Origin of the sequence: Amycolatopsis sp. NPDC051903 (assembly GCF_044452505.1) — a bacterium.
Taxonomy (GTDB): Bacteria; Actinomycetota; Actinomycetes; order Mycobacteriales; family Pseudonocardiaceae; genus Amycolatopsis.
This window is the reverse complement of the sequence record NZ_JBITBT010000019.1, coordinates 66,085-72,849: the sequence shown is the minus strand read 5'-3', so window position 1 is coordinate 72,849 and position 6,765 is coordinate 66,085. Positions and strand designations below refer to the sequence as shown.

The 6,765-nt window shown below is 72.2% G+C and carries 5 protein-coding genes; 1 reads left to right on the top strand and 4 read right to left on the bottom strand.

The features are described 5' to 3' along the window. Positions 1-393: 393 nt before the first annotated feature. Positions 394-1,599 (top strand): chitinase, encoded by a 1,206-nt coding sequence (locus ACIA77_RS31455; protein WP_395889633.1) that lies wholly within the window; start codon positions 394-396, stop codon positions 1,597-1,599. 550 nt (positions 1,600-2,149) lie between these two features. Here the strand turns inward: ACIA77_RS31455 and ACIA77_RS31450 are convergent. From ACIA77_RS31450 to ACIA77_RS31435, 4 genes are all read right to left on the bottom strand, one after another. After that, positions 2,150-3,256, bottom strand: a complete 1,107-nt coding sequence (locus tag ACIA77_RS31450) for a dihydrofolate reductase family protein (RefSeq protein ID WP_395889632.1) — start codon at positions 3,254-3,256, stop codon at positions 2,150-2,152. Beyond that, entirely contained in the window at positions 3,253-4,485 is a 1,233-nt protein-coding gene (locus tag ACIA77_RS31445; protein WP_395889631.1) for an aldehyde dehydrogenase family protein, read from the bottom strand. Before ACIA77_RS31445 ends, ACIA77_RS31450 begins: the two co-directional genes overlap by 4 nt. 125 nt (positions 4,486-4,610) lie before the next feature. After that, entirely contained in the window at positions 4,611-5,318 is a 708-nt protein-coding gene (locus ACIA77_RS31440) for a M50 family metallopeptidase (RefSeq protein WP_395889726.1), read from the bottom strand. A 315-nt stretch (positions 5,319-5,633) separates the two neighbouring features. Further along, positions 5,634-6,614 carry a DNA-3-methyladenine glycosylase family protein gene (locus ACIA77_RS31435; protein ID WP_395889630.1) on the bottom strand — a complete coding sequence of 327 codons (981 nt, stop codon included), beginning with the start codon at positions 6,612-6,614 and terminating at the stop codon, positions 5,634-5,636. Between the last annotated feature and the right edge of the window lie 151 nt (positions 6,615-6,765).

The following is a 6,765-nucleotide window of genomic DNA, read 5'->3' as shown; positions in this document are numbered from 1 at the left end:
AGCACATCCGCCACCGCCCAGCCATCCGACCCACGCCGAGCGTCACCCGCAGCACATCCGCCACCGCCCAGCCATCCGACCCACGCCGAGCGTCACCCGCAGCACATCCGCCACCGCCCAGCCATCCGACCCACGCCGAGCGTCAAAGCCCGCCGGCCCGCACCCCGAGTGCGTCTGCCGCCCGCAAGTGGTCCATACCAGTCAGGCAGTGGACCGCGGCCGCACGCGGTCTGTGTCCGTTCGGGGGCGCCACCGCTGGGCCGCCGGGGTGAAGAGTTCGCGACAATACCGGCATTTCACCCGTCGCACCCCGCCGTTCGTCGGGTCGCCGGTTGACTTCGGAATGGTCTAGTCCAATGCTGTAGCGCACCCCGCTCGACAGCTGGAGGACAGATGCAACGAAGCAGACTGGCCGCCGTCGGGATCGCCGCCGCCACCGTGCTCGGGGCTGCCGCGACCCTCGCCGCCACCGCCGACGCACAGCCCGCCGCCACGGCGGCACTCGCGAACAACTGGTACGCGTCGGCGCCGTACCTGATGCCGCAGAGCAACAACCCGCCCGACCCGATCACGGTGATGAACGCGACCGGGCAGAAGGCGTTCCAGCTGGCGTTCATCCTCGCCCCCGACGGCGGCGGCTGCACCCCGACGTGGGACGGCAAGTCGGCCGTTTCGTCCGACACCGCGGTCGCCGGCGTCGTGAACCGCATCCGCGGCAACGGCGGCGACGTCTCGGTGTCCGTCGGCGGCTACGGCGGCACGAAGCTCGGCCAGACGTGCGGCTCCGTCGACGCGACCGCCGCCGCCTACCAGCAGGTCGTGACGAAATACGGCCTCAAAGCCATCGACTTCGACCTCGAAGAACCCGAATACGAGAACACCGCCGCGGTCGCCAACGAACTCGGCGCCGCGAAGAAACTGCAAGCCGACAACCCGGGCCTGTTCGTGTCCGTGACGATGCCGGGCACCGCCGCCGGCACGGGCTGGTTCGGCACGCAGCTGCTCGACCAGGCGAAGTCGATCGGCTTCACCCCCAACAACTTCTCGATCATGCCCTTCGACGGCGGGTTCAACGGCTCGTCGGCGCAGGTGTCCGCGCTCGAGGCATTCCACGGTCTGCTGCAGAACCACCTCGGCTGGGACAGCGCCACCGCGTACTCGCACGAGGGCTTCTCCGGCATGAACGGCCACTCCGACAACGGCGAAGTCTTCACCCTCGACGACTTCCAGACCGTCTACGACTACGCGACCAGCCACCACCTCGGCCGCTTCACGTACTGGTCCGTCAACCGCGACCGCGCCTGCACCACGACGTCCGACAACGCCGTGTGCTCCAACGTCCCCCAGAACGACTGGGACTTCACCAAGTTCACCACCCGCTTCGCCGGCGCCACCCCGCCGCAGTCCGAGCCCACGACCCCGCCGACCAACCCGCCGGGCGCCTGCACCGCCCCGGAGTGGCAGAAGACGTCGGTCTACGTCGGCGGCAACTCCGTTTCCCACAACGGCCACGAGTACACCGCCAAGTGGTGGACCCAAGGCGAAGAACCCGGCACCGGCGGCCCCGACAGCGTCTGGACCGACAACGGCCCCTGCTGACCCCAGCCTCCTCCGGTCCCCCACGCCGGGCGGTCCTCTGTGGACCGTCCGGCGCCCGGGTGCAAAGCTCTCGCGGCTCTCAGCAGTTCCTCGCGCGCGAACGGCTGAAGATCTTCCCACGCTCGGCGCCCACCGGCCAACCCTTGCGACGCACCGACCTCACGGGCGGCACGAGAAGCCCACTGGGCCAACGGAACGAAGATGTCCCGGCACCATCGCAGCCCGCCGCACTGTCACCGCCTTGGGCGTGCGGTACATCGCGGATCTCACCGCGCAGTAGCGCACGGCCCGACTCCCGCCACGGCTCAGCCGAATGCGAGACCAAGCCACTCAAGGGCCATTGGTAGCCGCACCAGTACCGCTGAAGTAGCGCAATCCGCCGTGGAAGCTCGGGCCTTCTTCTGTCGTGCGGATGAAGGGACCGTTCATCCCTTCCCAAGGGGACCCCCGGATTCCATTCTCCCACGTGTGGCGCGGCCGGCGCCCTGTCGAACGCGCGCGAGTGGGACCATCGCGCCGGGGTTTCGCGGTGGGCGAAGAGCGAGCGCGGTCAGGGGCGGATGCCGGGCAGGTGGGTGTTGGCGCGGCGGACCTCGGAGGCCAGCGCGGGCACCTCGATGACCTTGCGGCCCGCCGCGGCGAGGAGTTCGACGCCCTCCGCCTCGACGAAGAGGGAGGGCTCGCGCCAGGCGATGACGACGCGCGGGATCGGCGTTTCGAGGATCAGCTGCGTGCAGCTCTTCGGGTGCGACGCGCGGGAGCTGCACGGTTCGAGCGAGCTGTACATCGTCGCGGTGGCCAGGCGGGGGTCGTCCGCGCGGAGCTTCGCCAGGGCGGCTTCCTCGGCGTGGTTGTGGGGCTCGCCCTCGCCGGAGTGGCCGGTGGCGAGCACCGTGCCGTCGGGAGCGGCGATGACGGCGCCGACCCGGAAGGTCGAGCTCGGCGGGCACTCGTCGGCCAGGTCGATGGCCTGGCGCAAGCGCAGCACGTCGATCGAGGTCGGCTCGGTGGTGGTGCGGTAGTGCAGCACCGCGACGTCGCCGAGGCGGCGCACCTCATCCAGCTCCAACGGCCGCGGGAACGCGCCCGGCCCGAGGAAACGCGGCGCACGCGGGTCGCCGACCAGCGTCGGCGCGATGGCGAGGCGCAGTTCGTCGGCGAGGCCGGCTTCGAGGAACTGCGTGTGCACGGCCCCACCGCCCTCCACGAGCAGGCGGCGGACGCCGCGTTCGCCGAGGTCGTCGAGGATGCGCTCCAGCCGTGGCGGCGTGCCCGCGTCGACGATCGTCGCGACGTCCCGCAAGCCGTCGACCGCCACCGGCGGTGCGTAGACGAGCTTCGGCGCGGCACCGACCGTGAAGAACCGCGACGCCGGATCGAGCTTGCCGCTGCTCGTCACGGTCACCTTGGTCGGCTGCTCCGGCCGGCCCGCAGCGACCCGCTCGGCCTGCAGCTCCGGCGAACGCACGAGCAGCCGCGGGTTGTCCGCCCGCACCGTGTTCGCGCCTACGAGGATCGCATCGGCGTCGGCGCGCAGCCGGTCGACCTCCGCGAAGTCGTCCTCATTGGACAGGAGCAGCCGCGCGGTGCTCGCGTCGTCCAGGTACCCGTCGAGCGACTGGGCCGCCGACAGCACGACGTGCGGGCGGCTGCTCATGCGGGTTGAACGGCGTATTGCCGCACGTACAGGTCGGTGTACGTCACCGGCCCCCGCGGCCCCGGCACGCGGTCGAGGTTGATCCCGGTCTCGGGCACGGCGAGCAGCTTGAAGCCGTCGAGCAGCCGCGTCGGCGCGTTCCAGAACACGCCCGTGCCGGTGTAGCCGTCGAAGAACGCGCCCGCCGCCGTCTCGTCCTCGGTGGCGATGCCCGCCGCGAGGCCGGACGTGCGCTCGTTCGCGATCTCCACGGCCTGCTCGAGCCCGGTCACGCGCTCGACCGTCACGGTCGCCTCACGGTCCGAGTCCAGCGCCCACTCGTAGCCGATGGCGTGCTCGTGCGGCGCGAGCGACGGCGTGACGCCGCGCTCGGCCAGCGCCGCGCTGATCGACGGCCACACCGCGTCGTGCACGTCGTCGTGGATGAGCAGCAGGTTGAGCCGGTTGCACACGCCCAGCCGGTCGAGGCTCGCGAACACGAGGTCGCGCACCTTGCCCGCGTCGGCCGCCGCGTCGACGTACAGCACGCCGCCACCGTCCGCGTGGGCCAGCGTCCGCACGCCGTGCACCGCCGCCTCGGTGGCCAGCGCGCGCGTGCTGTCACCGCTGCCGCGCAGGATCACCAGCGGCACGAGCCCGGGCAGCCGGACCAGCGCCGACGCCGCTTCCCGCTCGACGCGCGGCACCAGCTGCACCACGTCCGGGTCGATCCCGGCCGCCGCGAGCGCCGGCGCGATGACCGTGTCCCGCAGCCGCTGCGCCGAGCCCAGCGCCGCCGAGCCGGTGCGCAGCACGCCGGCGTTGCGCGACTTCACCAGCTGCGACGCCACGTCGACCGTCACGTTGGGCCGCGCCTCGTAGTTCGCACCGATGACGCCCACCGGCCGCCGCCGCTCCACCAGCCGCAGCCCGCCGTCCAACGTGGACACCTCGACGGTCCGCTCCTGGTGCGGCGCACCCGCCAGCAGCCGCAGCTGCTCGGCCATGCCGTCGAGCCGCTCGGGCGTGATGGTCAGCCGGTCGAGCAGGCCGGCACTCATCCCGTCCTCGCGCGCCTTGGCGACGTCGGCCTGGTTCGCGTCGAGCACCTCCTCGCGGTGCTCGACGAGCCGCTCCGCCATGCCCACCAGCGCCGCGTCCACGGCCGCCTCGGTGGCTCTGGCCAGCGACGGCGCGGCCAGCTTGGCCGCCCGCGCGCACTCCTCGACGGCCTTCGTGACCTCGTCCATCGTCGTCTCCCTCCGCGCGTTCGGCAGACATATAGTCTGCCGCAACGCCCACATCGGGAGACGGCGGGCTCACCCCTCGGGACGCCCGTCACACACCGGTGGCACTCCACGGCCCGCGGTCACGCTCAGACGACGATCGGCTGCAACAGCCAGAGCCCGCCCGCCACCAGGCAGCTGACCGTCAGCACCACGAACACCAGCACCCACAGCACGGCGGGCACCGCCGTGAGCCGGCTCAGCTGGTCGGCGTCCGAATCGCGCGCCTGCCCGCGGTGGCGCTTGACCTGCAGCTCCACCACCGGCCGGACCCCGCCGAACAACAGGAACCACGTCAGCAGGTACACGAACGGCGCCTGCACCACCGGCGGCGCCACCAGCGCCACGAGCCCCAGCACGACGGCACTCGCGACCACGGTGAACACGCCGTACGCGTTGCGCACCATGATCAGCACACCCAGCAGCAACACGGCGACCAGCACCAGCACCGCGGTGATGAAGTCCTGCCCGACCAGGCTCGCGAACAGGAGCCCCAGAACCGACGGCGCGACGTATCCGGCCAGCGCCGTGAACGCCATCCCCGGCCCCTCCGGCCTGCCACGCGACACGGTGACGCCCGAGGTGTCCGAGTGCAGCTTGATCGACCGCAACCGCCGCCCGACCAGCACGGCGGCCAGCGCGTGCCCCGCCTCGTGCACGATGGTGATCACGTTGCGCGCGAACCGCCACGGCGTGCCCCCGGCCAGCACGACCAGCAGCGCCACGCCACCGGTGACCAGCGTGATCGCCGCGGGGGTGTTGGCCTGCGTGAGCGCGTCACCGACCGCTCCGGGCACGTCGGCCACCCGCCCCCACTCACCGGCCAACGCCGGAGTGGTGACCACGGACGAGGCGTCGAACACACGCGAAATCACGCGCACACCTCACCACAGGCGACATCTGACCGCTGTTAGTGCCCGCCGCACCCCGCCGTGTCCGGTTTCGCTATGGGCCGCGGCTCACTCCATGCACTCTCCTTTCGTCAATCCGGCCTCGCCTTCACCCGCTGGCTGCCTTCGCCCACCCGTCACCGGTCGCAACGAAGCGACCTCACTGATCCCGGCCGCACCGCAACCGGCCGGCCAGGCCCGGCCGCGGCGCGCCCACGGAGATCAGCCCACCGCCACCTCCCCGACCGGGGCCGAGACCGTCTCCGGTGCGGCACCCTGCGCTTCCGGCGGCACGGCATCCCGGGTGGCGCGGAAGAGGAGGGCGACCCAGCTGCGGTACGGGCGCCAGTCGTCCGCCAAGCGTTCGAGCTGGTCGGGCGGGACGGAGTCCGGAAGGCCGTACTCCTCGCGCATCGCGGCGTGCAGGCGGCCGTCGGCACGGGGGAACAGGTCGGGGTGGCCGACGGCGCGGATGAGGATCTGCTCGGCGGAGAAGCGGCCGAGGCCGGGGATCGCGCACAACCCGGCCAGCGCCTCGGGCACCGGCACCCCGCGGAGCGCGGCCGGATCGAGGCGGCCGTCCAGGGCGGCCTGGGCGACCGAGCGCAAGCGGGCGACGCGGAAATCGGCGAGGCCCTCCTCCGACGCCAGCTCGGCCAGTGCCGCCGGCGCGGGGAACGAGACCACCTGGTACTCGCCCACGTCGACGATGCGGCCGTGCCGTTCGGCCAGCAGGCGGCGGCGCTTCATGGCCTGGGTGAAGCGCATCCCCTGCGAGAGCACCGACCAGCACGCCGCCTCGTACGGCGACGAGAACAGCACCGGCCGAAGCCCCGGCCAGGACGCCCGAAGACGCGCGGCCACCGAATCGCGCCGGTCGACGTCGGGCAGGCCAGCCGCGTCGACGTCGAGGGACAGCATGCGGCTCACCTGCGTCATCACCCGCGGCGCGACGTCGACCGGCGCCGACACCTCGACCTCCACCGTGCCCGGCGATCTCTGGCGGATCGTGGCACCGGCGTGGGTCCAGACGCCGTCGACGGGGAAAGCCAGCCGCAGGACACCCGGCTCCACCGCGGCGTCGGGTCGCCCGGCGGGGCCGAAGCCGGCCAGGTAGCGGCTCGCGGCGGTCAGGTCGAACGGCCCGCGCACGGCGATTTCGCCGGTCGGCACGGGGATGGGCAGCAGGATCGGTGCGGTCATCGTGGTTCCCTCCTCTGCGGGCTCCGGGAGTCGGAGACCGTGGGGAAGACGCTAGGAACGGGCACCGACAAACCGAGGTCTCGAACACCTGATCGGCCGGATCTTCACTCGATCGTGGATGTGACAGCTTTGGCATACTGCCGGTATCCCG

Bases quoted from the DNA above. Each gene is read 5' to 3' on its own strand.
- ACIA77_RS31455 (WP_395889633.1), top strand. From the start codon at position 394: ATGCAACGAAGCAGACTGGCCGCCGTCGGGATCGCCGCCGCCACCGTG.
- ACIA77_RS31450 (WP_395889632.1), bottom strand. From the start codon at position 3,256: ATGAGCAGCCGCCCGCACGTCGTGCTGTCGGCGGCCCAGTCGCTCGAC.
- ACIA77_RS31445 (WP_395889631.1), bottom strand. From the start codon at position 4,485: ATGGACGAGGTCACGAAGGCCGTCGAGGAGTGCGCGCGGGCGGCCAAG.
- ACIA77_RS31435 (WP_395889630.1), bottom strand. From the start codon at position 6,614: ATGACCGCACCGATCCTGCTGCCCATCCCCGTGCCGACCGGCGAAATC.